Below are 25,123 nucleotides of genomic sequence, written 5' to 3' on the forward strand. Positions count from 1 at the left end.
GAAAACGGGCAGCTTCGTCCTGTTCACGGACGGCAGCGATCAACGATTCCATGGGCCGCACCTTACGGCTCACAGGGTTGACAAGAATCATTGGGAATCAGTCACCGCCGAGCGCGACCGCCAGGGCGACGTCCAGGAGGACCATGCCGGGATCGTGCATGGCCCGGGGTTTCCGCCACGGGGCCAGAGTTGCGGACAGCGCCGCATTCACACCGGTCTTGCGGACCGTCTCGACCAGCAGTACCGCACCAGCTTGCGAACCACTCCGCGATCGCCCCCTCGACGCGGATACGCGGGTAGGGCCCGATACGCTTCTCCATCCGGAAAGCGCCTCCGACGGTGGCGGGGAATAAGGATCTCAGCAATCCTTGTTCTCGCCGGCCAGAGGAAATTTCTGTTTTCTCGGCCATCGGCCGGACAGCCCGCCCCGTGTAAGCGCGAGGCTGATCGACCCGATCGGCCGTCAGTTCTTCTTCAGTTCCTCGGCGAGCATCACGATGATGCCGCTGGGACCGCGGACGTACGTGAGCTTGTAGACGTCCTCATAGGTCGCCACCCCGCGAAGCGGGCGGCATCCGTGCTTTGCGGCTGCCTCAAGGGCTTTGTCGATGTCGTCGACCGAGAAGGCGACGCGATGCATGCCGATCTCGTTGGGACGAGTGGGCTTCGACTCGATCGCTTCGGGGTGGATGTACTCGAAGAGCTCAAGGCGGCCGTGACCGTCTGGCGTCTGGAGCATCGCGATGTTGGCGTGATTGCCGTCAAGGCCGACGGCAGTGTCGGTCCACTCACCACTGACCGTGTCACGGCCGACGACCGTGAGGCCGAGGTCGGTGAAAAAGGAGATCGTTGCTTCGAGGTCGCGAACGGCGATGCCGATGTTCTCAAGTTTGATGGCCATGATTTGCATGTTATCGAGCCGGGACGATCGGGTGCTTCCGGCAAAGGCGCGGCCGAGTACGAGGGCGCCGTCAAGGTCGACCGCGGCCTGTCCATCGGCGTTTGTCGACCGCGGCCTGTCCATCGGCGTTTGGAGCGTGCCTGTCCGGCGGCAGGGACGTCGGTCAGAGGGGGACTGCGCGGCGAGCAGCCCCGTGCGCGCGGGCGGGTGTCTGTACCGCGCCGGGTGCGCCCGCGGCGACGACGCGGGCGCCGAGTCGTCAGGCGGGCTGGACCGTGATGGTGCAGAGGCGCTTGGTGGCCCGGGTCAGGGCTACGTACAAGTCCCTTTCCCCACCGGGGCGGGCCGTGATGACCTCCTCGGGGTTCAGGACGACGACCCCGTCGAATTCCAGGCCGCGTGCTTCGGACGCCGGCACGATGCGTGCGTGGTGGGCGATGCCCTGGGCCGTCAGCTCGCTCACCCTGGTGTCCGCGCAGATCACTCCCAGAAGCTCGCCCGGGTGCGCGGTGCTCTGGGCACGGAGTTCCTGAACGACGGCGGAGACCCACCCGTCCGGAGGTGTGGTCACGGTGCGAGGGCTCCCACCGCTTCGCAGTGACCGTGTGGGCTTCTGGTCCGGAGCGATCCGCGTGAGCAGGTCCCGGACGCTCTCCAGGATCTCCTGCGTGGTGCGGTAGCTGACGGTCAGGTTGTGCAGTTTGAACCGCGGTCCGACGTGGGGGCTCAGTGCTTCCTTCCAGTCGCGTGCTGTCGCGACCGGGCCTGCCTGGGCGAAGTCACCCACCAGTGTCATCGCCCTTGCCGGGCAGCGGCGGACGATCATCCGCCATTGCATGGCGGTCAGTTCCTGCGCCTCGTCGACGACGACGTGCCCGTACGTCTGCTCGGGGGGACCGTCGACCAGGCTCGCCGCCTCGTCCAGCAACGGCACATCGGCATCGGTCCACGGGGCGTCCGGACCGCGCAGCAGAAGGGACCGCTCCTGCGCGGTCAGGCGGGGCAGGTGCTCGGCGAGAGCGCCGGCGTTCGTCAGGAGCGCCTTCACGAGGTCACCGGGTACCAGCCGCGGCCACAACACCTCGACCGCTCGGTCGACGCCGGCGTCGTCGAGGAGATCGGCTCGGACGGCGTCCAGGTCCAGCGCGTGGACCGGACCCTCGTCGGCCGCACCTTCGGCACGACGCTGGGCGGCTCCCGTGAACCGGTCGAGGTTGATGCCCGTCATCCTTTCGGCATCGGCGTCGATCTGCTCCAGGAGGTCACCCATGTCTCGTTGCATCGCGTCGGTGACGGCGTCGACCAAGAGCTCCCTGAACACCTGGCGCGCGGGGTTGTGCCCCGGTGCGGCTGCCACGGCGGCGTCGCGTGCCGTGGCGACTTCCTCGCCGGACAGGTGAACCAGTTCCCGTCCGACCCGCACGGTGAAGTCACCGGCGGCGGCTTGGTGGATGCGCAGCAGGCCGGCCAAGGCGTCGGCGAGGTCGGAGCTGCCCTTGAGACGCGCCGTATCGAACGGGTCCACCGTGTCCGTGGACACTCCGGCCAGTTCCCGGCAGGTCGCCAGAACGACGTCGTTCTCTCCGAGCGAGGGAAGGACCTGGGAGATGTAGTCGAGGAACCGGGCGTTCGGGCCCACCACCAGCACACCCTCCTCCGCGGCGCGCGGGAACGCGTACAGGACGTAGGCCGCCCGGTGCAGGGCGACCACCGTCTTGCCGGTGCCGGGCCCGCCCTGCACCACGGTCACCCCGCGGTGGGCGGAGCGGACGATCTCGTCCTGCTCGGCCTGCAGCGTCGCGACGGCCGCGTGCATCCTGCCCGTACGCCGTGCCGACAGAGCCTCGGTCAACGGGCCGTCCCCCACGACGTCCTCGTCGGTCGGGGCGGTCCCGTCCAGCAGTTCGTCGCTCACCGAGATGACCGTGCGCTCCTCGAGGCGCAGGTGCCGGCGCCGTCGCAGGTCCATCGGGTGGACCGGTGTCGCCTCGTAGAAGGGCCGCGCCGCGTTCGCGCGCCAGTCCACGAGCAGAGGCAGGTCATCCTCCTCCGTATGCAGTCCGATCCGCCCGATCCGCAGGGCCGTGCCATCCGTCCAGTCGATGCGCCCGAAGACCAGCCCCTTTTCGGCGCCCTCCAGCCGGCCGATTTCCTTGGCCAGGCGTTCGGCGGCGATTTCTCTCTCGTATGCCTCACCGGAGCTTTCCGCCGGGGTCTTCAGCACACTCGCTCGGTGTACCCGCGCCTCGGAAATCCGCTCGGTGAGCAACTCATACAAGGAGGACACATAATCCCGCTCCGATTCAACCGCACGCACAGCGGGGTCATTCATCTTCGACAACAGGGGGCTCCTTCGATTCGAGCCACACCATACGGCCAAAGCCCCCTGAAGATAAGTCTTGACTTACTTGGCAAGCCATGGCCCTAAGACTGAATCCATGACGGCTGACCGCATGGTGTGTCACGCATTCCGCCGTTCCGTATTAACTAATTGCGCTCCCGATACCCGCCTGCCTTATGGCGAGCCCGCCCTTGGAGGCCGGCGATGTTTTGCCGCGCTCGGGAAAAAAGGGGAAGATCCGGCGAGGCGACCGGCGCCATCGAGCTCACACTGCCAGGGGCATCCGGTCGCTTCGTCCGGCGCCCCGACCGAGGAGACGAGCACAGAACGGGTCAAGCTCTCGACCGGACCACCACTGCCCGCCCCGTGCCGACGGCCCCGTCTCAGGACCGCAGCACCACGCCGCCGTCGGTCGCGGCCGACCCAGAGAACGGATCGGTGAACTCTCACCCCGTTCACCGCCGCGGCGCCCGGCGGCAGGCCCGTCCGTGCCCGGACCATCCGACCCGGCCCCGCCCAACCTGGATCCACCGATCTTCGGCCTCCGCGTCTTTGATGTCGTCGAAGGTACGAATGACGACAGGCGCGGCGGGCGTCCGATGAACCCGGGCTTTCCGGGGCCCGGCGGCGGCGCCGATCCCATCAGATCCGATGACGGCTGACGACAGGGTTTGCTGACAGCTGGGGTCGAATGCGACCACCACAACGGGGAGCTGCATGGCCAGCCTGGTCTACAAGCGGGTGTCGGCCGACCAGCAGTCGACCGACCGCCAGAACCTGGTGCTGGACGAGGCCGGGATCGAGGCCCCGGTTCTCTTCGAGGAGCAGGCCGGCACCTCCAGCCGCCTTCACCCGCTGGAGCGGCCGAAGTTCGGCGAGCCGCTCGCGTACGCACGGCCGGGCGACGCTGTGCACATCTCCGAGATGTTCCGCCTGGTGCACGGCACCGGGCACATCCTCGACGTGTTCGACGTCCTGCACCGCGACCGCCTCGCCCTGCCGCATCCACGACGGCGCGTTCTCCGCGATGGACCTCACCGCCCGCCACCCGCATACCGGCGATCCGCTGTCCACCGTGAAATTCACGGTGCAGACCCTCGCCGCCACCGGCGAAGTCCAGCGCGAACTGACCTACGACGGGCTGCGGGCCGCCGAGGCGAGGGGCAACAAGGGCGGGCGCCGCCCCACCGTCCCAGCCACGAAGGCCGACGACGTGCGCACCGCGTACCCGGACGGTCGCTCCATCGCCGCCTCGCCCGCGGCCATGACGTCAGCCGCGGCGCCATCCGTACCGCCGTCGCCGACCTCCTGCCCGAGTACACGGCCCCCGCCCCGGGCGCCCCGCCCCGGAACCGGCGGTCGCCCTCGACATGCCGGACAAGGTCTGCCCGGATCCCGCGCACACGACAGCGCCGGCCCTCGCGGAGGCGGAAGCCAGCGCCATCGTTGCCGGTGCTACGGATTGACGCAGGTGATCGAGCCGACCGGCAGGTTGTTCCCGGTCGAGGTGGCGGTGAAGCCGAACGTCACGGTGCCGTCCGGTGGGATGGTGCGGTTGTGGTCGACGTTCTTGACCGTGGCCGTGCCGTCGGAGCCGGTGCTGAGGGTACCGTTCCAAACCTGGTTGATCTTGGTGCCGGCGCCCGGCTGCCAGCGCACGGCCCATCCGTCACGCGCGGTGGTGTTGTGGTTCATCACCTCGATGGAACCCTGGAAGCCGCCGTTCCAGTAGTTGGTCACCTTGTAGAGGGCCATGCACCCGTTGTGAGGGTCGGTCGGCGTCGGGGGCGGAGTGGGAGTCGGGGGCGGAGTGGGGGTCGGGGTCGGCGTGGGGGTCGGGGTCGGCGTGGGGGTGCTCCCCGAGCCGCGGATGCCGGTCACCTCGCCGTTGCCGCCGTCGAAGGCGATGTCGGAGCAGGAGAAGAAGTTCTCCTGACTGTCCGACCGCACCCACTGGATGAACATCATCGCGTCACCGGAGCGGCCCGAGGGCAGTTTCAGGTCCCAGTGGTAGTGACCGGACTCGCTGCCCACCGAACCGGACTGTGGCGGGTTGGTGACGGTCTGGATGAGCTCCAGGTCACCCCAGCCCAGCGACTTCGTGGGTGAGTAGCCGGGCTTGGAGATGTACACCCGGAAGTCGCCGGGGTGCGCCGCCCAGTTGCTGTGCTTGATCTTGATCGTCGCCCCGGAGGTGAGGTGCGTCCGGGGCCAGTCGGCGCGGGCTGCGTTGTAACCGGTGAAGTTGTACGGGGAGCGGTCGCCGGCGCTGCACAGCTTGCCGTCCGGGACGTAACCCGGGCCGCGCCCGCCCGCGTTGGAGTCGAGCACGGCGAACCAGTTGTACAGCGCGGTCGAACCGCTCTCCGCGAGCGCCGCCTTGCACGCCGGGTTCGTCGGGTCGAGCCCGCCGCTGCTGGTCTTGGCGTCCAGATAACAGAGGTAGGTCCGCGATCCGGGCGTCATCGTCACACCGTGCGCCTGCGCGCTGTTCTGGCCGATCAGGGCCAGACCGAGCCCGCTGAGCAGGGTGGCCAGCACCGCCAGTAAGGACAGTGATCGTCTCTTGCTTCGAGCCATGGTGTCTCCTGTTGTGGGTGGAGTTGTGTCTTTCTCCTCGGCAGTCGCCGGGCCGGTCAGGCGGGGTGTCCTACGCCGGGTCGCCGCCCGCGTAAACGGGGAGTTGTGGGGCGTCGGCACAGGAGGCGGCGGTACTGCGGCTGTAGTCGCCGGCCTCGTCGAAGGCGGAACAGCCGGGCTCGCTCGTCCTCAGCCGGGGGTCGCAGGTGTCCCTCCTGCCGGCCGGACTGCCGCTCTTGAACCCGATCTCGAGGTAGGCGTCCGTGCCCGCGACCGGGGTGCTCAGCGGCGCCACTCGCAGTGCGACGTTGGCGCAACCGACGACCGCGTGGTCGCACCAGGCGTTCACGGTGGGCGAGCCGCCGTCACGAGCGCGCACGGTGGAGCGGTACGCCGTCGAGGCGCTCAGCCCGGTGTCGGTCCTGTCGGGGTCGCCGCCGCCGTCGGTGGGCACGGCCGACTGGGCGTTGCGTAGGAGCATGGAGGGCTGGTCGTGTAACCAGTGCCCGGAGAGCGACGCGTCCGGCATCCCGGCGATCGGACCGTTGCCCGCCTTGGGCGCCGTTTTGGGCGCCGTGCAGTTCGGGTTGCGCATCGGGTCCGCATGCCTGCCCTCGTCGTTCGGGAGGCCCGTGGTCAGCAGCGCGCCGAACAGGGCGCGGACGGTGCGGAGGCGGTGCGGTGACGATCGCATGCGGGGCCTCTCTCCGAGGAAACCGGAGCCGGCAGGAGGGGAGGTTGGGCGGTTTTCGGGAGCGCTCCCATCGATAGAGAGGTGGGAGCGCTCCCACTTATCGGTTTCGATCGCGATTGTAGGAGTTCGTCATGTCTCTGACAACCCTGTGAACGCCAATCCGGCGGATGGAATTCGGAAGCGCAGGTCAGCGGGTGGGGTCTGGCTCACCCGGGCAAAGGGCAAGCACCGGATCTGGAATCTCACCCCTGCCGGGGCAGAAGGCTCTGGCCGACGGCAACGAGCTGCCGCCCCGCCCGAAGGCCGGCACCGGCGCGAAGACCGTGCGGAGCGGGTCCGGCCCGCACGGCGTCACGGACGCGAGCCCCGCCTACGGCAGTCGGCGCTCTCTGACCGACTGGCAGGTGGAGGTGGACCACGCCATCAAGGAGGCCGGCCTGAGCTTCAACACCGACGCAGTCCTCGCCCAGCCCACGGCGACCGGCGCGGAGCTCAGCGGTGATCCGCGGAGCTCCGTAGGTGCCGTCAGGCGTTCACGGAAAGGGAAGTCCAAGCCGTCGACCAGCTGCACCGCGCGAGGATCGTCCCACACGGTGTCCGGCCGGCCAGCCTCGCCGCCCGGTGGTACACCGCCCACAACGTCGTTTCCGCGGCATCCGTCGGCTCCGCTTCGATTCGCTCTCGCCCCCTCTGTTCCTCCGGCCCACACGCGCACCTGTCGCCCCGACACTCCCGCTCCCCCGTCGGCTACGGGCGGACCTGATCGATCCGGACGGCGCTGCGGGGCAGCGGGGCCCGGAGGAGGGCGTAACGCGGGGAGTACTGCGTCCACAGGATCCAGCCGGCGGTCCACTCGTCCAGAGCCTGGTGCCATTGGGACAGGCTGCCGTCAGCAAAGAACGCAGCACTGTCGGCACGGCCCCGTGCGCGCTCCCACTGGGCGATCCTGCCCCGCAGGAGCTGGTGACAGCACTCCACAGCCTCGGACAACGGACAGTCATACCTTGAGCAGCACCCGCAAGTTCCTCACCATCCCCTTCTCCGGCCAGGCGCACATCAACCTCCGCAGATGATGCCGCTGTTGCCGCACTTGTTACGGGTCAGGTTCAGCGGCAGCTGCCCGAGGTTGCCGCCCAGCACGCCGCTGCCGGCAACTGTGGAGCCCGAAGCCTGGGCACCACCGCCCAGGGTGGTGCAGGAGTTCCCGAAAGCAGAGTTGCCCGCGCCGATGATGCCGGCGTGCGCCGGTGCCGCCGACAGCGCCAGCGCACCCAGCGTCACGCTGATGAACACCGTCCGGCTCCGCGACGACCGAACCCGCATTGCTGCCGCCTGCGCGGCCGAAGCCGTGCCCAGCACCGCACCGGCCGCCCCGGCGGCAGCAGCCGTGACCAGCAGGCGCTTGCGCAGCCCGGTCGCGGACTGACTTCAGATACCCATGCATGTCTCCTCCTTCAACATGACACGCGCCCCCGGGCGCCGCCCCGGCCCTCCCAGCTCGGGGCGGCGCACTGATACTGCGGCCGGTCCGGTTGCCGCAGCGGGCCGCAGGCCGCCTCGTAGCGGGCCCCCCAGCTCTCTGTGAGGCCACGCCCGTGGCGGCGGCAAGCGGCAGCATCCGCCCCCGAGACGCATGACTCCGTCAGGGGGTGAGATCGAGCACGCGGACCGGCTCGCCTGCCCACCGGTCCGGTGCGGTGGTCGCGACGACCGCACCGTCGGGACGGTCCGCGGTGGGCTGCGCCGCGTACTGGCTGTGCGCCGTAGCCCAGGTCTCCTGCCGTGCAACGGCCAGGGCCGCAGCGAGATCCAGACCGAGGACAGTGATACCAGGCAGTGCGGCGAGATGCTCGGCCGTGCCGGGCCGGGCCCGGTCGGCCTCGACCAAGGCGCACGCCGGGGCGTACAGGAACCAGCCCGCCTCGGCATGGGCGCGGTGGATGAGCCGGGAGGCGAGAACGTTGCCCCGGCCGGCCGCGGTCATCGCGGTGTCGTCCAGGACGATGTGCATGGCGTCGCTCACCGGGCGGACACCTGGGCCAGGCGCCGGTCCAGTTCACTGTCCAGGTCCTGCTCCTCGGCAGTGGTCGGCGCGTAGCCGTTCCACTCCTTCAGGGCGGCTTTCGCCTTCTCGGCGCGCTCGGCCCGTTCGGCCGGGGTCAGCAGCGTCTCAGCGAGGCGGGCGAGATATGCGCGCAGCGAGAGGCCCTCGGCGGCAGCTACGGCGGCCAGCCGGTCCTTGGCTTCCTCGGGGATACGGACGTTGGCGTCGGACATGGTGGTACTCCTTCCCACCCCGAAAGGGTACGGGTACGTACCCGTACCCGTCGACCGGGCTCGAACCGTCGGTCGCGGACGGTTTTGGATCCACATGCCGAGGACCCCGGCCAGGACGATGCCGGTGCTGCAGCAGATGCCGCGCGGCAGGTGTGTGAGGGCGGTAAGCCGACGGCTGGTCGCCCATCGGTCCGAACCGGGGCCGCCGATCCACCGGTCGTGGCGGCTGTGGCGGGGATCGCCCTACCGGCCGGAAGTCGGCTGAGCCGCGTACCGACGGTGTGCTGCCGCCACCCTGCGGAGAGCACCGTCCTCTCTCCGGGTGGCTGCATCTGCGCCCTCGCCACCGGCCGGGGTGTCAAGACGCCCCGTACGGATGCGTTCTGCGCCTGAGCAGCACTGGAGTGAGGTGGTGCAGGGAATTGGGGGTGTCCGAGCTGGTGTGGGCGGCCTTTGCGGGGCAGGCTGTGCAGTGCACCGCATTGAAGAACATCGCGCGAGAGGGAACCTGCAATGATCCAGATCGCGGATATCCGTGAGTGGCGCACCCGTGATGTCGTCGACGCGGGTGGTCAGAAGATCGGTGTGCTGGAAGCGGTCTACGTGGACACCAGTACCGACGAGCCGGCCATGGCGACCGTCCAGGTCGGGCTGCCCACCCGGCGCCATCTGGTTTTCGTTCCGCTTGCCGACGCGCTGGTGGGCCCGGACTACGTCAAGGTCGGCTACGACCGGTCGCTGGTGAAGAAGTGCCCGTCGATCGGCACGGACGATGTCCTGCCCGCCGAGGACGAGGCCGCGGTCTTCGCACACTACGGCCTGCCGTACAAGCCCGGTGCGAACGGTGAGCGCCAGCTCGCCCGCCGCTGACCGGCCCGTCAAAGAGGGGCCCATACTCATGACGCTTTTCCTTGTCCTCGTCATCGCGGCGCTCGTGCTGGGCTTCATCGGTGTCCTCATCGAAGGGTTGTTCTCTCTGCTGATCATCGGCATCGCGGTGTTCGTCGCGGCCCTGGTCTACCTGGGTCTGCACATGCGGCGCTCCGGCCGACGCCGCCCGCTGCGCTGACTGGTCAGCTGCCGCCTCGTCCGGCGACACGCCGGGCTGATTCGTCCCGGGCGCCGGGCGTTGACCAGTCGTGCCACGAAGACCACCCGGGCCGGCCGGGAGGTTCGTGACAGTCGCTGTGACCTGCGACTTCTTGCGGTGTCTCACAGCGTGTCCAGCCGGTCGGTCTCACGGTCGTATCCACATTCTCGGAACGGCCGCGAGGCGGACGCCGCTGTCCTGTCGAAATGCATCTGCATGCATCTGCCAGACGGCAAGTCGCTGACCTGCTGGGATGACACGTTGATGGAGAACACCGGGCCTCAGTGTCCTCAACCGGCATGGCTTTCGCGGAATCGCGCTCATGGACGGGACAAAGCCGATGGAAGGGATAGATCGGTTGATCGTGGTGACCCCGTAGGCCCGTTGACAAAGGCCGGCCCACATGGCCACAGTCGCGCGATGGAGATCGATGAACTGACGCCGGCCGAGTTGCGGGTCTGGCAGGCGTTTTCGCGCGGGACCGAGGTCAACTTCCGTACGCCTCCCGATGAGGAAGCCACAGCCGGGAATACCTGGGGACCCGAACGCACCCTGCGCGCCGAGGTGTTGCGCACCCTGCTGCTCAACGGGCCCCGCACGGCGGGTGAGACCGCCGTCCTCAAGGTGGCGGGCGCCCGGATCACGGGCCGGCTCGACCTCCAGTACGCGTCCGTCGACTGTCCCGTCCACCTGTGGGCCTGCTACTTCGAGGAAGAAGTCGATTTGTACGGCGCCCAGTTACGCCGACTCAGTCTCGGCGTCTCCGTCCTGCCGTCGCTGCACGCCACGGCGCTCAGACTCGACGACTCACTGCGCTTGACGCTGTGCCGGGTGCGCGGCCCCGTACGCCTGGCCGGGGCGCGGATCACGGGGGCGCTGTTCCTGGACGGTGCCCGCATCGGCGAACCGGCTCAGGGGGCCGACGCGACCTCCGCGCCGCTGCCCGAGGACGCCTCCGCCCCGCCGCTTGTCCCGGACCGGCGTCGCGAGGACGTCCTGCAACTCAATGGCGCCGTGATCGAGGACCACCTCTCGGCACGCGGCCTGACCGTGCACGGTACGCTCCGCCTGTACGGCGCGAGCATCGCGGGCACCTTCGACCTCGCCGAGGCGCAGCTCAACTGCCCCGCGGGCGTGGCTCTGGCCGGCACCGGCCTGGCGGTTGGCTCCGACCTCAATGCCCGGTACCTGAGGGCGAACGGCGAACTCTGCCTCAAGGGGGCGACGATCGCCGGCACGCTCGTCCTCAGCGACTCGCGGCTCGACAACCCCACTGACACCACCCTGCACGCCTCGACGCTCAGTGTCGGCGCGGATCTGCACGCGATGCGGCTCGTCTCCAACGGCCGGATCAATCTGCGCGGTGCGCGCATACCGGGCCAGCTCAATTTTGCCTACGCAACGCTCTCCCACCCGGGCGGTGTCGCTCTGCGAGCCAGCAGCCTGGTCGCCGGTGAACTCTGGTTCCGCGAGGCCCCGCCCATCCAGGGCATGGTGTCACTGCGCCGCTCCCAACTGGATCTGCTCCACATCACTCCGGAGACCTGGCCCGACGAGGTCCGGCTCGACGGCCTGACCTACACCACACTCGCCCCGCACGAGCCGGCCGAACGCCGGCTGGCGCTGCTGCGGCGGGACAGAGACGGCCACGTCCCGTTCTCGTACGAACAACTCACCGCCGCCTACCGCCGCATCGGCGACGACGGCGCGGCCCGCACGGTCCAACTCGCCAAACAGCGCCGGCACCGCGCAACTCTGCCGCCCTACGCACGTCTGTGGGGCTACGTCCAGGACGCCACGGTCGGCTACGGTTTCCGCCCCGTCCGCGCGGCCTCCTGGCTGTTCTCACTCCTGCTGATCGGCACACTCGCCTACACGGCCGAGCGCCCCCGCGCCCTGAAGCCGGACGAGGCCCCGCCCTTCAGCGCGCTCTTCTACACACTCGACCTTCTGCTGCCGATCATCGCCTTCGGCCAGGAACATGCGTATACGCCGACCAGCACGGGACTCCAGTCGCTGGCCTACGCCCTGATCATCACGGGCTGGGTCCTCGCGACGACGATCGCGGCGGGCGTCACCCGCACGGTCAGCCGCCAATGACGAGGAACAGCCGCAGTTTGTGGGACATCCTTGAGTTCCCTCAGGGCCCGTTGAGTCATTTCCACCGTGGCCAGGAGGTTCTTCCGTTTTCGAGTGGGGGACGACGGGGTGACGGCACTTCGGGATTCCTGAGGCACCCTCATTGCCTCCGAGCGATCCGCAGGCGGGCCGAAGACCAGGAGGATCGGTCCGGTAGCGACGGCAGTCGCACGGGACCTGCTGCAGCGGGCTGCTGCTGTCCGACGACGGCGCCACCTGGCTGGGCACGGCGCGTTGGTCCGGTCACCGGACCCGGAGACGGCACGCGTCATTCTGTCCCCGGGCCGGTATGCCGACATCGAGGTGCACAACCGGCAGTTCGGCGGGCGGCCGTCATGACCCGAGAACGTCCATGCCTGTGTCACCGCCGAAGCCCTTCGAACCGCTGAGCATCCTCGCGTTCCACCGGCCTCCCGCCAGGCCCGCCGCCACCGCCGGACCGACCGGACGCCGACCCGTAACTCCTTCGCGATCTCCGCACTGCCCCGCCCCTCAGCGGACATACCGACCGCTTCCGACCGGACCCGCTCACGGAACGCTTGCCTCTCCGCGGTCAGGCCCCCACCCTGCGGACACCTCATGCCTCCGGCATACCGCAACGACCACCAACCGTCAGCCCCCACGACAACCCGCCTTCAAGGTCAGTAGCAGTCCCCCGGAGCGGGCGTTGAGCCCCGGTGCCGTTCGAGCAACGATGCTGATGGCATGGCCTCAGCACTCGCCAGCCGGGGGATGCTTTTCGTACAACTGGCGTGCAAAGCCTGGCCGTAGACCGACAGCCTTCGATGTCTCCGGTTCCTCGTTGACCGTCAGGTGGAAGTCACCGCGCTGACTCCTGTTCCTCATTTGTCCGAGCCAGGACTACTGGCCCGTGGTCCAGGTCTTGTCGCGCTCTTGATCGTGCTTGTGTTCGCTCCCTGGCTCCTCGATCACACGCTCTCTTCCCGACGGACGGAGAAGGCACCCGCGGCAGCCGCCAGAACCGCCGCCTCCGCGATCCGTTCCGGGAGTTGCGGATCCGGATCGGCACGCAGGAGCACCAACTGGTGGTAGAGCGGCGCCGTGGCAGCGATCAACAGGCTCCGCGCGTCCGTGTGCTGTGCGGGGAGTTCACCGCGCTCGATGGCGCGCCCGACGAGGATCTCGCACTGGGTGTACCGGTTTGCCCACAGTTGCGTCTGGGCCCGTGCGGCCTGTTCGGAGTGGAACGAGGCGGCCATCAGGGCGACGGCGAACGACGGCTGTACGACCAGGGATTCCTGGATCTCCTGGTTGAGGGCCGTCAGATCGCCGCGCAGCGAGCCGGTGTCCGGCGGCTGCCAGTCGATCTCGCCGGCGGCGTCGATGACGTCGACGAGCAGGCCGCCGACATCGCGCCAACGCCGGTAGACCGTGGCGCGGTGCACTCCGGCCCGTGTCGCGACACCCTCCATCGTGAGTCCTTCGTGACCGCCTTCAGCGAGTTCGGCGCGCACCGCATCGAGGACCTGGGCGCGGATGCGGGCGGTGCGACCGCCCGGACGGCGGCTCGACGTCGTGTCCAGTGGGTCTGTCATCGGCAATCAGTATCCGGTTGATCAAGGCGACAGGGCTGTGCCAGCATTTTAACGCGACGGTTGTCGCTCTAGTCCCACCAGAGAGGAACCGCCCTCACGATGCCGTCCGTTCCCGCTGACCCCACCGTGCTCCACCCGATGCCCGAGCACCCGCGCGTGGTTCTGCTCAAGCCGCTGGTGAGGTCGCCGCTGATCGAGGTCGGCGACTTCTCCTACTACGACGATCCGGACGACCCGACCGCGTTCGAGACGCGCAACGTCCTGTACCACTACGGTCCCGAGCGGCTTGTCATCGGCAAGTACTGCGCGCTGGGGACGGGCACCCGATTCATCATGAACGGCGCCAACCACCGCATGGACGGCCCGTCCACCTTCCCGTTCCCCACCATGGGGGGCTCCTGGGCCGAGCACTTCGACCTGATCACCGACCTGCCCGGCCGGGGCGACACGGCCATCGGCAACGACGTGTGGTTCGGCCACGGCGCCACGGTCATGCCCGGTGTACGCATCGGCCACGGCGCGATCATCGCCGCCGGCGCCGTGGTCACCGGCGACGTCCCCGACTACGGCATCGTCGGCGGCAATCCCGCCCGGCTCATCCGCACCCGCTACGACGCCGCGGACATCGCCCGGCTCCTCGCCGTGGCGTGGTGGGACTGGCCCGTGCAGCACATCACCGGGCATGTACGGACGATCATGTCGGGGACCGTCGCCGACCTGGAGGAGGCCGCCGCGCAGATCGGCCAGCCCTGACACCGCGTCCTCGCCACGCCGCCCGCACCCGTCCCGCGCCAGAAACGAGTGATCGCCCATGTCCCGTCGCCGCGCCCGTATCGCGATGGTCGGCGTCCCCATCGTCAGCCATGTCCTGCCCAGCCTCGCGCTCATCCGTGAGCTGGTGGCCCGCGGGCACCGGGTGACCTACGCCAACGACCCGTTCGTGGCCGACCGGATCGAGTCCGCCGGTGCGGAGCTGGTGCCCTGCACCTCCACGTTGCCCGTCGCGGACAACGACTGGCCTGCCGATCCCATCACCGCGGCGAGCCTCTTCCTCGACGACGCCGTCCAGGCGCTCCCGCAACTGCGCGCCGCCTACGACGACGATCCGGCCGACCTGTACCTCTACGACATCGGCGCCTATGCCGCGCGCGCCCTCGCCGAAGCCCAGGGCCGTCCCCTCGTGCAGCTGTCCCCGACGTTCGTCGGCTGGGACGGCTACCAGGAGGACGTCGCGGCGCATCTGCGGAAGCTGCCGGGCGCCGACGCGTACCGGGACAGGTTCGCGCGGTGGCTCGCCGACTGCGGTGCCACCACCACGGACGTGGACACGTTCTCCGGCCCGCCCGCCCGGGCCCTCGCCCTGATCCCGCGAGCCATGCAGCCGCACGCCGATCGAGTCGACACCGACACGGTGACCTTCCTCGGCCCCTGCTTCGACACCCGAGCGGACACGGACTGCTGGACCCGCCCGGCGGCCGCGGACCGTGTACTGCTGATCTCGCTCGGCTCGGCGTACACACGCCGGCCCGCGTTCTACCGCCAGTGCATCGCGGCCTTCGGCGACCTGCCCGGCTGGCACGTCGTACTCCAGATCGGCAAGTACACCGACCCCGAAGAACTCGGCACCCTCCCGCCCAACGTCGAAGTGCACTCCTGGGTCCCGCAGCGGGCGATCCTGGAACAGGCCGACGCCTTCGTCACCCACGCCGGCATGGGCGGCTGCGGCGAAGGGCTCCTCGCCGGCGTTCCCATGATCGCCGTGCCGCAGGGAGCCGAGCAGTTCATGAACGCCGACCGGCTCGTGGAACTCGGCGTCGCCCGCCGTGTGGACACCGCTGACGCCACCGCCGAGACCCTTCGCGCGGCGCTGAACGACCTGGTCACGGATCCGGAACGCGCCGACCGGTCGAAGCAGTTGCAGGCCGCCGCCCGGGCCGAGGGCGCCACCCCGCGCGCTGCTGACCTCATCGAGAACATGCTGGGCGCTGCCGAGGGTCCCACGCTCTGAACACTGCCGCTTTCCTTCCCCGGCTGGCGCCGTCCTCATCCGAGGGCCTGTACGTGCAGGACAAGCGCGGGAAGATCATCGCCAAGGGTGGGGTGGCGGAGCGGATTCAGAAGATGTACGCACAGCGGCGCAACCGCCCGGCCGTGCCTCCACCGTGCGCCGGGCTCTGGCCAGGTGGATGCCGTGGCGCACCCTGCTGCGGACCGCGTCGAACCCAGGGGTGCCGAACAGGTGGAGGAGCTGGGTGCGGTGTGGCGGCCGGTGTCCGTCACCGGGGGTACCGCGGCCCTCCAGCGACGAGACCGGGTAGCGCTCCACGATGGTGAGCGCCTCAGCCGGGGCGACGTCCGCGACGGCAGGGCCTTCGAGGCGGGCGTCCCGGGCGCGGTCGCTCATGCAGGCCGCGAGCAGTACGACCACCCGCGTCCTGAGTGGCTCGTACTGGAGGCCGGGGATGTGCGTGCCACAGAATCCGCAGGTCCGATGCCGGCCACTGCGTACTGCCAGTGCGTGCCCGGCGGGCTCATTCCCCTCGTCGTCATCACACCTCACCCCCTCTCTTCCTCTTCGCGCCTCACCGCGGGCTCACCTCACCACGGACGCAACCAGGTCCGGTTACTCAGTCTGCTCGTAGCCTGGCCTTCACGTGCCGGACCAAGGGGAAGAGGTTGATGGAAGAGCGAGATCTGCCGTGGTGGTAGCACAACTCCCACGTCGCGCTCACCCTCATCGTCCTGAGCACGCTCGCCATCGCCCTGTACTTCCTGATGTGAGGGGCCGAAGACACCGGCTGACCGTGGCCCTGGGCACCGGGCTCGCCGCCACCCCTCTCGCATGGTTCCGCTTCGTCCCTGCCACGGCCGCCGGAGCCCTGCCGGCCGGGAGCGCTCACCGACCACTTGGCCCACCGCGGTACACCCCGCCCATGACCACCATCAGCCGGCATCTGGAGCAGCATGTCCGAACGACGTGTCGGAGCGTTCCTGGCTGCCGCCGGGGCAGCGCCGGCCCTGGCCGGGGCAGTGATGTACGTTCTGCCCGGCCCCGGCTTCCTTCCCCATCCTCGCCATCGGCCTCGCCGCGCTCATCACCGGACTCGTCATGATCGCCGCCACCCGCCGCAGCCGACCTGCCCCCCTCACCCCCAGGAGACCTCCGCCCTGATGACCTGGCACTGGACCGGCATGGCTCTCTTCTCCGTCACCCTGCTTCCGGCCGGGCCGGCGATGGTCAACGGCCACGTGCCGAAGCGTCTGCGCCCCCGGTCGTCCCGACCCCACCGCGCGGCTGGGCCATCGGCGTGGCTGGTCGACTGGAGAGCGGCCTGTGTGCGGCGCGGTGGCGGCTTGCGATGTGTGTGATGTAGCGGCGGGTGCTCCGGGGTCGGGGCCTGCGCCTGGAGATGGTCGTACACGGCGTTGCAGTGCTGGACGTCCGAGGTCCGTTCTGGATCGAGACAAGCGGTGTTTCCTCACAGATCAGCAGGGCTCCGGGTGGGACATCTGAGACTCTTGTGACCATGGTGAAGACCGCACTTGTCGTCATCGACATGATCAACGCTTACGACCACGAAGACGCCGAACTGCTCGTCCCTTCCGTGAAGCGGGCGCTACCCCCGGTAATGAAACTGCTGGAGCAGGCGCGCGAACGTGACCTCCCAGTGATCTACGTCAACGAGAATTTCGGTAAGTGGCGCTCCCATCACGGGGAGATCTTGGACACGGCGCTTGCCGGCCCGCATGCAGACCTGGTCGAGCCGGTGCGGCCGGATGAGAGCTCGTACTTCATCGTCAAAGCACGCCACTCGATCTTCTACGAGACGCCGCTCACCTACCTGCTCGGAACCCTGGACGTGTCGCACCTCGTCCTGTGCGGGCAGGTCACTGAGCAGTGCGTGCTCTACTCCGCCCTGGACGCCCATATCCGCCATCTCACGGTCACCATCGCCCGTGACGCCGTCGCCCACATCCACCAGGACCTGGCCGACGCCGCCCTGCGCATGATGGAAGAGAACATGGCCGCCCGCATCGTGCCGACCGCACAAGCCCTCGACTGAAGCCGCCGCTCCCCCACAGCCCCGAACGGGCCCTGCTGAGGTGTCGGTCGGTTGGGGCTTTGGAGGCTGCCCGCCGGGACCGTGTGCGGCGACGCGTGACGGGGCGTGACACTTTGACCAAAACTCCTGGGCGTGTTTCAGAAGTGGAACCCGCCAGGGTTGAGAGCCTGGCGGGTGACTGGAGACAACTGCACGGCAACACCAGTGCTTCAAGCAGTTGAGGCGGACGGGGCCACCTGGGACGGCCCGTCCGAGGACCAGCTGCACGACGTGCTTGCCGACATGAACCTCGCATGTCGATTTGTCATCGTGCGGCGGCTCGATTCGGAACCCGCCGACCAGCATTACCTGCAGGTCTTTCTCCATGACGACCTGAGCTATCAGGTGGAATACCGTGAGGGAGGGCCGGCCAGGCACTTCCAGACATGCGTACCTCGCGGGCAGGGGGTCTTCACAGTGGAACCTGCGTCTGAGGTGCTCCAGGGCTGGGCATGCAGGCGATCCGGCTGGCATGAGGCTCATTCCTGGGCCCCGTGGTCACCTGCGGAGCCATGCGCCCGTCACCACCCCCTCACAGCCACTCGTTGATGGCTGCAATCCAGAACTGTCGCTTCGTAGCGGACGGCCGGTTTGTCGTATCCTGTGGCTACGGCCCGGTGCCTTTGGAGACGGTTGATGCCGCACTCGACCGCGTGTCTGGCCTTGTGGTCTTCCAGGTCGAACTTCGGTGGCCGACCCCTGCGGGAGCCACGGCGCTTGCGGTTGTGGACCTGGTCGGCCTTGTCCGGGATGGTGCAGCGGATCCCGCGGCGGCGCAGGTAGGCCCGGTTCTTGCGGGAGGCGTACGCCTTGTCGGCCCGCACGTGATGGGGCGGACGCATGGCCGGCCTGGCCCGATGCGGGGTACGCGAACCTTCTCCAGTACCCGTTCGAACTGCGGTGAGTCCCCGCGCTGCCCCGCCGTGACCAGGATCGACATGGGCTTTTGGCCCTGCTCGACGGCCAAGTGCAGCTTGGTGGTGGATCCGCCGCGCGAGCGTCCCGGCCCATGATCACCGGGCTCGGCGAAGACGCCGCCCGGCGGTTCCTTCCGCAGGTCACCCTGCTTGCGGGCCCCGGCCGCATGCTGGTGGGCGCGGCAGACCGTGGAGTCGACGCTCAGGTCCCACGTGATCGCACCCTTCGCGTCGGCCAGAGCCTGGAGCCGGGTAAGGATCCGCTGCCAAGTGCCGTCCCGCTGCCAGCGACGGAACAAGTCGTGGATCCGGCCCCACGGTCCGTGCTCGGCGGGTACGTCCCGCCACGGAACACCGGTACGGACCCGGAACCGTATACCGTCGGTCAGATGCCGCCGAGGCCAGACGGGCGGCGGTCCCGCCTTGGCCCCCCCTTCGGCAACAGCGGCTCCAGAACCGCCCACTGCTCGTCCGTGAGATCTCCCCGACCCATGAACCGAGATCATTCACAGTTCAAGATCCACTTTCGATACACGGCCCAGTACGTCGATGCGAAGTGGGCCGACGCGGCTCTTGGGGTGGATCTGCAGGGACGTGAACCCGCTATAACTGCCTCATGATCTATCACGTGGTTGCTCTCGGTGACTGGCTTGCTGATCCTGACCTGCCTTACGCGCCTGCTTCTTTGGTGAGGGACGGGTCCGTGCACTGCTCTCCCGACAAGGGAGCCGCCTTGGCGGCCGCGACCCGCTTCCACCGCGCGGCGGCAGATCCTCTCGTCGCCCTCCTCATCGATGAGACGAGGCTCGATGCCGAGGTGAAGTGGGTGGCTCCTGCTGCGGGCTCGCCTCTGGCCCGGGTGCCGGGAACTCTGTTTCCGCGGGTCGTGGGTCCCGTCAACCGCAACGCGGTGGTCGGACTGATGGAGATCGTTCGGGACGACGAGGGCAGTGCCCAGGAGCTGGTCCCCCTGGGCTGATACCCGAGCGAGTGACAGAACCGGCGTTGGCCAGTGCCCCGTCAGAGCGGTCTCGCCCGGTCACGGGGAACTACGCAAAAGCCGGTGCCGTGGATGGATTCCGCGGGCCTCATGAAGCTGTCGGGAGAGAGGGGTTCGCCCGCGTGCGGTCACACAGCCGCACGTTCAACACGCCGTGTCCGCGCCTTGGGGCAGTCCTGCGCCGGAACCAGCCTGTCCGGCCGATCATGCGACCGCCGCTTGCCTGGGTCGTTGATGTGGACGATTCCGGAGAAGAGCGACAGCCGGGCCGCGCGTCTGCGGAAAGGCTCACCTGGCGGACGGCCACCCGGTTTCGACGAGGTCCGCCGCAGAAAGCGGAGCACCGTCGAGAGGCGATCAACCGTCTGAAACAGTCCCGAGCGGTCGCCACGCGCTACGACAAGCGCGGCTACGTCTTCCTCGGCACCACCACAGCGGCTTCCCCCGCCATCCGGCTCTCAACATGAGCCCCTAAGCAACCCAGCAGAAAACGCCCCGGCCCTGGCGTCGGGCGCTGCCGACGAGAGCGGCCAGTTCGCTCAGGATCACCTCGGCGATCTCCGTGTCGATGCCCTCGCCGTCCTCCGCGCGCTGCGCGGCCCACGAGGCAGCGGCATCCTTCAACTCGGGCCGCTCGGCCTCGGCGAGTGCTGCGGACAGGCGAGGCGAGATCGCGAACACGACATACCCGTCATCGTCCTGGCCGGCGACGATACGAGGCTCACCGGCTTCGACGAGTTCCTCAAAGCCGCCACCGGCAAGGAGGCATTCCCACTCGACCACAACCTCTTCGGGGTCGAAGTTGCCGAAGGAGAGCGACTCGAATGCGCGTCGCGGTCCGGTCTGGAGAACCAAAGCCGCTGACGCGTCATCCGGAGCCACGAAGAACTCGACGATGATGCTCACCCAGGCATCATGCCCGACCGCCCACAACCGTGAGCGGCGGACAGGTCCTAGGGGCGGGCCCGGATGCCAGAGCCTCTGCTGCAGCACTGCCCAGCTGGTGCGGTGCCGCCCATCGGCCGAGGGCCATTTCGGCTGTGATGCCGGGCCCGAACCCGGCGATGAGCCCTTGCCCCCCGTGCGGTGTGCCGCCTTCGGCGAAGAGCCGGTCGAGGGCGTCGAAGATGACAGCACTGGCGATGTTGCCGCGTTCGGTGAGGGTACTGCGGCTGTGCCTGAATGTCTGCGCCGGCAGGTCCAGGTGGCGGCCGAGGTCGTCGAGAATGCGAGGGCCTCCGGCGTGGACGAGATAGAAGTCGAGGTTGGCAATGTCCCATCCGTGGGGGGCGGCCATGCTGCGCATGGCGGGCGCCAGTACTCCCATGGTGGCGGGCACTCGTTTGTCGAGCTGGAAGTGGAATCCGGTGTCGCGGACCGCGTAGGAGATCCATTCCTCGGTGTCGGGGACCAGGTGCGAGGCATTGTGCTCGAGGCGCATTCCATGTCCGCCTTGGCCTCGTACGACGACGGCGGCCATGGCGTCGCCGAACAGACCGTTGGACAGCAGGCTGCCCACCCCGAGGTCGGTCGGCTGGTAGAGGAGCGAGCAGAACTCGCACGCGACGATGAGCACGTTGCGCTGTGGGTAGGCGGTGCAGAAGTCGTGTGCACGGTTGACCGCCGCGCCGCCGGCCGCGCAGCCCAGCTGCGAGATGGGCAGCTGGCGGGTTTCGGGCCGAAACCCCATGCTGTTGATCAGCCAGGCTGTCATCGACGGCATCATGAACCCGGTGCACGACACATAAATGATCATGTCAATGTCGGGGGCCGTGAGTTCCGCGTGCCCCAGCGCGGTCTCGATGACCTGCGGCAGACGCACCTTGGCCTCCTTTTCGTACAGGAGGTTGCGTTCTTCGAACCCGGGGTGCTTCAGGGTGGCCTCCAGTGACTGGAGGGTGTGGCGGGTGCGCACTCCGGTGTTGGCAATCAGACGCAGGGCCAGCTCGAGCTGCGGGTGTCCGGCGTGCAGGGTGCGGGCGAGATCGAGGGTCTCCTCAGCGGTGACGACGTGTTCGGGGACGGCGACATGGGGGCGGCACAGGGTCGGCACGGCGCTTACCACGCGACCGGCAGAGTGAGGGGGTAACGCCAGATGGACTGCGTGTTCCAGCACACCTCCTCGGCCGGTACGGCCAAGTGGAGAGTGGGGAACCGTGTCAGCAGGCTGCCGATCGAGGTGCGGAGCATCAGGCGGGCGAGGTGCGAGCCCAGGCAGTGGTGCATTCCGTAGCCGAAGGCCAGGTGAGCCGGTGGGGAAGGCCGCTCGAAGTCGAGTTCGTCGGGACGGTCGTAGGCCAGCTCGTCGCGGTTGGCGGTGAGGTACGAGACGTGCACGGTGTCGCCGGCGCAGATCGTCGCCCCGTCGATGGTGACGTCCTCCAGGGCGACGCGGGGGATGCCCACGCCCTGCCGGAAGGGGATGTAGCGCAGCAGCTCCTCGATCGCCTGATCCAACAACTGCGGGCGTGCCCGTAGCTGGGCGAGCTGAGCCGGGTGGGTGAGGAGCGTGAAGACGATGTTGCTGATGTCGTAGGTGGTCGTGTCGTGGCCGGTGACCATCAGCAGCATGGCCAGGACAGCCAATTCGGCGTCGGTGAGTTTCTCGGTGCCGATCCGGGCGGTCGCAAGGGCGCTGAGGAGGTCCTCGCCCGGTGCGGCGCGACGCCGGGTGGTCAGACCATCGAAGTACGCGCGCAGTTGCTGCTTGGCCTCGGCGGCGGCGCTCCGGCCCTCGGGGGTCATGGCCATCATCGCCATGGCCCAGGCACGCAGCTGCGGCCGGTCCGGTTCAGGGACGCCGAGGAGTTCACAGATGGTGGCCAGCGGCAGCCGGTCCGACAGGTGTGAGATGGCATCCGCCGGTGGTCCGGCTGCGGCCATGGCCGCCAGGGATTCGTCCACCATCGCCTGCACCCAGGGGCTCAGCCGTTCGAGCTGGCGAGGCCCGAAGGCGTGCGCCGCCAGCCGGCGGATGCGGTTGAGCACAGGCGGGTCCATCAGGTTGATTGCTTCGCTCTGCGCGATCGGTGCCGGGGTGATCCGCGGGAAATCCTTGCCCACCAGAGCGGCCCGGCTGAATCGCCGGTCGGAGGTCACCAGCTGAACGTCGGAATAGCGGGTCACCAGCCAGCACGGACCACTGCCGTAGGGCATTGCCACCCGGGCGATGGGTTCCTCCCGCCGCATACGGGTCATGAACGGATCCGGCTCCAACGCCACATCGTGGCGGAACACATAGTCTTGAGTCACGTCGATCAAACGACCGAGAACTGGCCCCGTTACGGCGCTGTCCACCCAACGCTTCACCGCCTCGTCGTTCGCCCAGCGGCTCTGGCCGGTGCAGGCACCAGCCACAGCTCAGGAGTCAGGACGCCCCTTGCCTGTCACCGTCAGGGGGCAGGCAAGGGGCGAAGCTTCCCCTTGATCGTGGACACCTGGAGTCTCGTCCGACGCACCGCGACGAGGATCACCCCATGCGCAGCAGCACTGGAGCCTGAGCACCAGCGTGGACATGGTGCCTTGTACGGCGGCCTGAACTGCGGGGATCTGGATGTGGCACGGCTGCGCAGAGCGCTGGCGGGGCTGCCGCTTCCCCGTACGGCGTCGGGGCGGCTGGTCCTGGCGGTCGATGTGGGCAACTGGCTGCGGCCGGAAGCGAATACCAGCCCGGTCCGGATGTTCTGCCACACCTACGGGCGAGGCAGGAGCTCAGCCCGGACGATCCCGGGCTGGCCCTCCTTCTTCGCCTGACCGCAAAAGGCCGCTGGCCGTTCCGCGCCGACAACGCCCCGGCGCGATGCGCCGGGGCGGTCTGTACGACGAGACAATGGCGGCATACCCACTTGATACCGACAACGCTCAGTGTGACGGCAGAGGGGCCGGCTGCCTGCCGAGCAGCCTGGCCGCCCAGACGCCAGGGCGGGCGGGGCCGCCGGGGCGAGCGGCTCCTGAAGGGCACGGCCTACGACGCCTTCCATCTGTACGACGGCATGCTGCCCGCAGGGGTTTCACGCCGTACGGACCGGTTGGCCTCCGGCCGATGCCGACTCGGTTTCGTAGGCTTCTGTGTCCGAGAGATCTCGGTGACGGGTCTCGTTGGCGCAGCCGAGGGCGATGACGGTGAGCAGGACGGCGGCCAGGACGTAGAGGGCGACGGGCGCGGCGCTGTTGTACTGGGCGAGCAGGGCGGTGGCGATGAGCGGGGCCGGGGCGCCCGCGGCCACGGATGAGAACTGAGCGCCGATCGATGCTCCGGAGTAGCGCATGCGGGTGGCGAACATTTCGGAGAAGAATGCCGCCTGCGGGCCGTACATGGCGCCGTGGAAGAGAAGAGCCACGGTGACGGCTGTGATCATTGCCGTGAAGGACTGCCGGTCGACCAGGGCGAAGAACGGGTAGATCCATATTCCCATGCCGAGGGCGCCGATGAGGTAGACGGGTCGGCGTCCGAGCTTGTCCGAGAGGGCGCCCCAGAGGGGGATGGTCACGAAGTGGACGGCGGAGGCTATGAGGACGGCGTTGAGTGCGGTCTGTTTGCTTGTGTCGGCGTGCTCGGTTGCGTACACGAGGATGAATGCGGTGACGACGTAGTAGGAGATGTTCTCCGCCATGCGGGTGCCCATGGCGATGAGGACGTCGCGCCAGTGGTCGCGCAGGACGGCGACCACAGGCGGCTTCTCCGTGGCGGCGTGCAGGGTCTTGCGGCGTTCGGCTGCTGCGAGGGCGGCCTTGAACACGGGCGATTCATCGACGGAGAGCCGGATCCACAGTCCGACGAGTACCAGCGCGCCGGAAAGCAGGAACGGCACCCGCCACCCCCAGGAGTTGAACGCCGCGTCCGACAGTGTCGCCGTCAGCGTGGCGAGGACGCCTGTGGCCAGCAACTGCCCGGCCGGCGCCCCGGTTTGCGGCCACGACGCCCAGAAGCCGCGCCGTCCGGCGTCTCCGTGCTCCGCCACCAGCAGCACCGCGCCTCCCCATTCGCCGCCCAGGGCAAATCCCTGGACCAGGCGCAGCGCGGTGAGCAGAAGGGGAGCGGCCGAGCCGACGGTGGCGTGGGTGGGGAGCAGACCGATCAGGAAGGTTGCGCCACCCATCATCAGCAGGCTGTACACCAGGAGTTTCTTACGGCCCAACCGGTCGCCGAAATGGCCGAAGACGAGGGCACCGACGGGGCGGGCGGCGAAGCCGACGGCGTAGGTCAGGAAGGACAGGAGCGTGCCGACCAAGGGATCGGAGTCGGGGAAGAAGAGTTTGTTGAACACGAGTGCGGCGGCGGCGCCGTAGAGGAAGAAGTCGTACCACTCGATGGTGGTTCCGATGAGGCTGGCGGCCACGATCTTCTTCAGGTCACCGGGGGTCTGGGGCTGTGCTGAGGGTGGGGACGGCATGTGAAGCACCACTTTCGGGACGGTGGCTGAAGCTGTCTGCGGTCTTGCACCAGAGTGGGATCGCTGGCCCGCCATCCGTTATGTGCGGGGCGGACACTGATCCTGCGGGGATGTCCTCGCCGCGGCCATACC

Annotated in this window: 20 protein-coding genes and 7 pseudogenes; 11 read left to right on the forward strand and 16 right to left on the reverse strand. The window is 68.6% G+C overall.

Annotated features, from left to right (window positions below):
* Positions 1-100: 100 nt before the first annotated feature.
* The 3 genes and pseudogenes from ABD374_RS33955 to ABD374_RS33965 all read right to left on the reverse strand — a co-directional run.
* Positions 101-320: pseudogene (locus ABD374_RS33955) on the reverse strand (IS1380 family transposase); the annotation flags it as partial.
* 143 nt (positions 321-463) lie between these two features.
* Positions 464-901 (reverse strand): VOC family protein, encoded by a 438-nt coding sequence (locus ABD374_RS33960; RefSeq protein WP_344500907.1) that lies wholly within the window; start codon positions 899-901, stop codon positions 464-466.
* Between the two features lie 259 nt (positions 902-1,160).
* Positions 1,161-3,125 (reverse strand): HelD family protein, encoded by a 1,965-nt coding sequence (locus ABD374_RS33965; RefSeq protein WP_425577427.1) that lies wholly within the window; start codon positions 3,123-3,125, stop codon positions 1,161-1,163.
* Positions 3,126-3,959: 834 nt separating this feature from the next.
* Here ABD374_RS33965 and ABD374_RS33970 point away from each other — a divergent pair.
* Positions 3,960-4,175, forward strand: a pseudogene (locus ABD374_RS33970) (recombinase family protein); the annotation flags it as partial.
* Between the two features lie 522 nt (positions 4,176-4,697).
* Here ABD374_RS33970 and ABD374_RS33975 read toward each other — a convergent pair.
* The 6 genes from ABD374_RS33975 to ABD374_RS34000 form a co-directional block, all read right to left on the reverse strand.
* Positions 4,698-5,822, reverse strand: coding sequence for a lytic polysaccharide monooxygenase (locus ABD374_RS33975; RefSeq protein WP_344500911.1), 1,125 nt, complete (start codon positions 5,820-5,822; stop codon positions 4,698-4,700).
* Positions 5,823-5,892: 70 nt separating this feature from the next.
* Positions 5,893-6,516 (reverse strand): cellulose binding domain-containing protein, encoded by a 624-nt coding sequence (locus tag ABD374_RS33980; RefSeq protein WP_344500913.1) that lies wholly within the window; start codon positions 6,514-6,516, stop codon positions 5,893-5,895.
* 747 nt (positions 6,517-7,263) lie between these two features.
* The gene (locus ABD374_RS33985) at positions 7,264-7,506 is read right to left on the reverse strand and encodes a hypothetical protein (protein WP_344500915.1); all 243 of its coding nucleotides are present in this window, start codon (positions 7,504-7,506) and stop codon (positions 7,264-7,266) included.
* 66 nt (positions 7,507-7,572) lie between these two features.
* A complete protein-coding gene (locus ABD374_RS33990; RefSeq protein ID WP_344500917.1) occupies positions 7,573-7,809 on the reverse strand; it encodes a chaplin family protein in 237 nt (78 codons plus the stop codon).
* Positions 7,810-8,158: 349 nt separating this feature from the next.
* Positions 8,159-8,527 carry a PIN domain-containing protein gene (locus tag ABD374_RS33995; protein WP_344500979.1) on the reverse strand — a complete coding sequence of 123 codons (369 nt, stop codon included), beginning with the start codon at positions 8,525-8,527 and terminating at the stop codon, positions 8,159-8,161.
* Positions 8,528-8,535: 8 nt separating this feature from the next.
* On the reverse strand, positions 8,536-8,793 hold the full coding sequence (locus tag ABD374_RS34000) for a hypothetical protein (protein WP_344500919.1): 258 nt from the start codon (positions 8,791-8,793) through the stop codon (positions 8,536-8,538).
* A gap of 513 nt (positions 8,794-9,306) precedes the next feature.
* Between ABD374_RS34000 and ABD374_RS34005 the strand changes: the two genes are divergently transcribed.
* The 4 genes and pseudogenes from ABD374_RS34005 to ABD374_RS34870 all read left to right on the forward strand — a co-directional run.
* On the forward strand, positions 9,307-9,663 hold the full coding sequence (locus ABD374_RS34005; protein ID WP_344500921.1) for a PRC-barrel domain-containing protein: 357 nt from the start codon (positions 9,307-9,309) through the stop codon (positions 9,661-9,663).
* 28 nt (positions 9,664-9,691) lie between these two features.
* Positions 9,692-9,862, forward strand: coding sequence for a hypothetical protein (locus ABD374_RS34010; RefSeq protein ID WP_344500923.1), 171 nt, complete (start codon positions 9,692-9,694; stop codon positions 9,860-9,862).
* A 441-nt stretch (positions 9,863-10,303) separates the two neighbouring features.
* On the forward strand, positions 10,304-11,983 hold the full coding sequence (locus tag ABD374_RS34015; protein WP_344500925.1) for a membrane-associated oxidoreductase: 1,680 nt from the start codon (positions 10,304-10,306) through the stop codon (positions 11,981-11,983).
* 226 nt (positions 11,984-12,209) lie between these two features.
* Positions 12,210-12,361 (forward strand): annotated as a pseudogene (locus tag ABD374_RS34870) (YciI family protein); the annotation flags it as partial.
* Between the two features lie 65 nt (positions 12,362-12,426).
* Here the strand turns inward: ABD374_RS34870 and ABD374_RS34020 are convergent.
* Positions 12,427-12,603: pseudogene (locus tag ABD374_RS34020) on the reverse strand (helix-turn-helix domain-containing protein); the annotation flags it as partial.
* 348 nt (positions 12,604-12,951) lie between these two features.
* Entirely contained in the window at positions 12,952-13,578 is a 627-nt protein-coding gene (locus ABD374_RS34025) for a TetR/AcrR family transcriptional regulator (protein ID WP_344500927.1), read from the reverse strand.
* 99 nt (positions 13,579-13,677) lie between these two features.
* Between ABD374_RS34025 and ABD374_RS34030 the strand changes: the two genes are divergently transcribed.
* The 3 genes from ABD374_RS34030 to ABD374_RS34040 all read left to right on the forward strand — a co-directional run bounded on the left by ABD374_RS34030 (position 13,678) and on the right by ABD374_RS34040 (position 17,642).
* The gene (locus tag ABD374_RS34030) at positions 13,678-14,331 is read left to right on the forward strand and encodes a CatB-related O-acetyltransferase (RefSeq protein WP_344500929.1); all 654 of its coding nucleotides are present in this window, start codon (positions 13,678-13,680) and stop codon (positions 14,329-14,331) included.
* Between the two features lie 58 nt (positions 14,332-14,389).
* Positions 14,390-15,586, forward strand: a complete 1,197-nt coding sequence (locus tag ABD374_RS34035) for a macrolide family glycosyltransferase (RefSeq protein WP_344500931.1) — start codon at positions 14,390-14,392, stop codon at positions 15,584-15,586.
* Positions 15,587-17,105: 1,519 nt separating this feature from the next.
* The gene (locus ABD374_RS34040; RefSeq protein ID WP_344500933.1) at positions 17,106-17,642 is read left to right on the forward strand and encodes a cysteine hydrolase family protein; all 537 of its coding nucleotides are present in this window, start codon (positions 17,106-17,108) and stop codon (positions 17,640-17,642) included.
* Between the two features lie 571 nt (positions 17,643-18,213).
* Here ABD374_RS34040 and ABD374_RS34045 read toward each other — a convergent pair.
* Positions 18,214-19,091 (reverse strand): annotated as a pseudogene (locus ABD374_RS34045) (IS5 family transposase).
* Between the two features lie 123 nt (positions 19,092-19,214).
* On the opposite strand from ABD374_RS34045, the gene ABD374_RS34050 reads away from it, so the two are divergent.
* Both ABD374_RS34050 and ABD374_RS34055 read left to right on the forward strand, forming a co-directional pair.
* The gene (locus ABD374_RS34050) at positions 19,215-19,577 is read left to right on the forward strand and encodes a DUF952 domain-containing protein (RefSeq protein ID WP_344500935.1); all 363 of its coding nucleotides are present in this window, start codon (positions 19,215-19,217) and stop codon (positions 19,575-19,577) included.
* A gap of 267 nt (positions 19,578-19,844) precedes the next feature.
* Positions 19,845-20,065 (forward strand): annotated as a pseudogene (locus tag ABD374_RS34055) (IS5/IS1182 family transposase); the annotation flags it as partial.
* A gap of 4 nt (positions 20,066-20,069) precedes the next feature.
* Here ABD374_RS34055 and ABD374_RS34060 read toward each other — a convergent pair.
* Genes ABD374_RS34060 through ABD374_RS34070 form a run of 3 tightly spaced genes read right to left on the reverse strand, consistent with a single transcriptional unit; the run spans position 20,070 to position 22,796 of the window.
* Complete coding sequence (locus ABD374_RS34060; RefSeq protein WP_344500937.1) at positions 20,070-20,504, reverse strand: hypothetical protein; 435 nt, start codon at positions 20,502-20,504, stop codon at positions 20,070-20,072.
* A 7-nt stretch (positions 20,505-20,511) separates the two neighbouring features.
* Positions 20,512-21,651, reverse strand: coding sequence for a type III polyketide synthase (locus tag ABD374_RS34065; RefSeq protein WP_344500939.1), 1,140 nt, complete (start codon positions 21,649-21,651; stop codon positions 20,512-20,514).
* 5 nt (positions 21,652-21,656) lie between these two features.
* A complete protein-coding gene (locus tag ABD374_RS34070; protein ID WP_425577429.1) occupies positions 21,657-22,796 on the reverse strand; it encodes a cytochrome P450 in 1,140 nt (379 codons plus the stop codon).
* 273 nt (positions 22,797-23,069) lie between these two features.
* Between ABD374_RS34070 and ABD374_RS34075 the strand changes: the two are divergent.
* Positions 23,070-23,345 (forward strand): annotated as a pseudogene (locus ABD374_RS34075) (transposase); the annotation flags it as partial.
* Between the two features lie 263 nt (positions 23,346-23,608).
* Here the strand turns inward: ABD374_RS34075 and ABD374_RS34080 are convergent.
* Entirely contained in the window at positions 23,609-24,991 is a 1,383-nt protein-coding gene (locus ABD374_RS34080; protein WP_344500943.1) for an MFS transporter, read from the reverse strand.
* Positions 24,992-25,123 lie beyond the last annotated feature (132 nt).

This window comes from Streptomyces enissocaesilis (assembly GCF_039533765.1).
Lineage (GTDB): Bacteria > Actinomycetota > Actinomycetes > Streptomycetales > Streptomycetaceae > Streptomyces > Streptomyces enissocaesilis.